1 protein-coding gene is annotated in these 3,086 nt (G+C 71.3%); it reads left to right on the forward strand.

Annotated elements, in window-relative coordinates; translation table 11 throughout:
- A partial coding sequence (locus ACWKV7_RS23565) for a condensation domain-containing protein (RefSeq protein ID WP_483860140.1) occupies window positions 1–3,086 on the forward strand: 3,086 nt, incomplete at both ends.

Here is a 3,086-nt window from a genome sequence, read left to right on the forward strand (position 1 = left end):
CGCATCCTTGCCGGCATCTGGAGCGAAGTGCTGGGCGTCGAGCCCATCGGCCGCGAGGCGCACTTCTTCGAGCTGGGTGGGGATTCCATCGTCGCCCTGCAGGTGGTCAGCCGGGCCCGGCAGCAGGGCCTAGGGCTGACCCCCAAGGACGTCTTCCAGCAGCAGACACTCGCCCAGTTGGCCGCCGTCGCCCGGGCGGTCGCGGCGCCGCAGGCGGAGCAGGGCATGGTCGAGGGACCGGCGCCGCTGTTGCCGATCCAGGCGCGCTTGCTCGAACGCGAGGGCCTGGCGCTGTGCAACCAGTACCTGCTCTGCGAACTGGCCCAGCCCTTCGATACGGAACTGTTGGAGCAGGCCCTGCAGGCCCTGGTGCAGCATCACGATGCGCTGCGCCTGCGCTTCCAGCGGGAAGCCGGCGGCTGGCTGCAGACCCATGGCAGCGCGAACGATGGGCTGCTCCAGTCACACGTGCTGGATGACGACAGCCAACTGCAGGCGCTGTGCGAACAGGCCCAGCGCAGCCTCGATCTGGAGCGGGGCCCGGCCCTGCGCGGGCTGCACCTGCGCCAGGCGGGATGCAACGACCGCCTGCTGCTGTGCATTCACCATCTGGTGGTGGACGGGGTGTCCTGGCGCGTGCTGGTGGAGGACCTGCCACGGCTCTACGGCCAGCTCGCCAGTGGCCTGCCGACGCAGCTGCCGGCCAAGACCACGGCCTTCAAAACCTGGGCCGAGCGTTTGCAGGGCTGGGCGGATGCGTCTGAAGTGGCCGCCGAATTGCCCTTCTGGCAAGCCCAGCTCGCCGATGCCGACGAGTTGCCGCTGCTGTCCCAGGTGCCGGGCACGGAAGGCGAGCGCCAGCGCATCGAATGGCAACTGCCGGGCGATTTCACCCGCGAGCTGCTGCTGGCCGGGCAGCAGGCCTATCGCCTGCGCGCCGACGAGCTGCTGCTGACCGCCCTGGCCCGCGTGCTCTGCGCCTGGAGCGAACAGCCGGCGGTGCGCCTGCACCTGGAAAGCCATGGTCGCGCAGCGCTGTTCGACGACCTTGACCTGTCGCGCACCGTCGGCTGGTTCACCAGCCTCTATCCGCTGCGCCTGCAGCCCGAGGCCGATCTTGCCGCCAGCCTCAAGACCATCAAGGAACAGCTGCGCGCCGTGCCCAACGGCGGCCTCGGCTACGGCCTGCTGGCTCAGCGCGGGCAGCTGGAGCAGACGCCGCCGCAGGTGCTGTTCAACTACCTCGGCCAGTTCGACGAGGCTGCCGACGGCCCGCTGCGCCTGCTCGACGCCGGCCTCTGGCGCGAGGCGGATGCGCCGATGGACGCGGCGCTGGTGATCAACGCCGAGCAACGCGGCGGCGCCCTCAGCCTGCATGTCGATTTCAGCCCGAGCCAATGGCAGCGGGCGACCCTGGACGGCCTGCTGGAGCGCCTGGGCGCGGAACTGCAGGCGATCCATGCCCATTGCCGACAGGCCCCGCTACGGCTGACCCCCAGCGACGTGCCGCTGGCCGGCCTGGACCAGGCCCGGCTGGATGAGTTGGTCGGCGTCGAGGACATCTACCCGCTGTCGCCGCTGCAGCAGGGCCTGCTGTTCCACACCCAGCTGCAAGGCGCCGCCAGCTACGTCAACCAGTTGGTGCTGCCGCTCTCCGGGCTCGACCCGCAACGCCTGCACGCGGCCTGGCGCCAAGTGTTCCAGCGACATGCCATCCTGCGCAGCGCCTTCCTCGCCGGCGAGCGCCCGTTGCAGGCGGTGCGCGGCGACCTGCAGCTGCCCTGGCAGGTGCGCGACTGGCGCGGCGAGGCGGATTTCGCGGCGGCGCTGGAAGCCTTCTGCGCCGCCGACCGTGCCGCCGGCTTCGACCTGGCCGAGGCGCCGCTGCTGCGCCTGACCCTGCTGCAGCGTGGCGAGCGCGAGCATGTGCTGGTCTGGACCCTGCACCATTTACTGCTGGACGGCTGGAGCACCGCGCTGCTGCTCGGCGAGGTGCTGGCGCTCTACCACGGCGAGGCGCTGCCTGCGCCGCGCGGCCAGTTCCGTGACTACATCGCCTGGCTGGCCGGGCAGGATGCCGCAGTGGCCGAAGCCTTCTGGCGGCCCTTGCTGCAACGCCTGGACGGGCCCAGCCGCATCGTCGGCTGCCTGCCGTGCCGGCAGCCCGGCAGCGGCCATGTGCGCCATCCGCTACCGCTGGCGGCATCGCAGGAGAGCGCCCTGCGCGCCTTCGCCCAGCGCCAGGGGGTGACCCTCAACAGCCTGATCCAGGGTGCCTGGGCGCTGCTGCTGGGGCGCCTGACCGGCAAGCGGCGGGTCTGCTTCGGCACTACCGTGGCCGGGCGGCCGGCCGAGCTGGAGGGCGGCGAGCACCAGCTCGGCCTGTTCATCAACAGCCTGCCGGTGCCCATCGAATTGCCGGCCGGGCAGGCGCTGGGCGACTGGCTGGGTGAGGTGCAGGCGCTCAACCTGAGCCTGCGCGAGCACGAGCACACGCCGCTGTACGAGCTGCAACGCTGGGCCGGCAGCGCCGGCGAGGCGCTGTTCGACAGCCTGCTGGTGTTCGAGAACTACCCGCTGGGCGACGCCCTGCGCCAGGCCGAGCGCGGCGAGCTGCGCCTGGGCCAGCCGCAGAGCCACGAGTTCACCCACTATCCGCTGACCCTGGCGGTGCTGCCGGGCGAGCGTCTGGAGCTGCTGCTGGCCTACGACAGCGCGCACTTCGACGCTGCCGGTATCGCGCAACTGGACGCATTGCTGCGGCAGATACTCGCCGAGCTGTGCGGCGATGCGCAGCGGCCGCTGGCCAGCCTGGATCTGCTCACCGACACCGAGCGCGGCCAGCTGGAGCAGTGGAACCAAGCCCGCGAACAGCACGACGACTCGCGCCTGTTCCCCGCGCTGTTCGCCGAACAGGCGGCCCTTCGCCCGGACGCCATCGCCCTGGTGCACGGCACCGAGCGGCTGAGCTACGCCGAGCTGGATGCCCGCGCCAATCAGTTGGCCCATCTGCTGATCGCCCAGGGCGTGAAGGCCGAAAGCCGGGTCGGGGTATCCCTGGAGCGCGGCACCGGCATGCTGGTGGC

Source organism: Zestomonas ipomoeae (genome assembly GCF_057128665.1).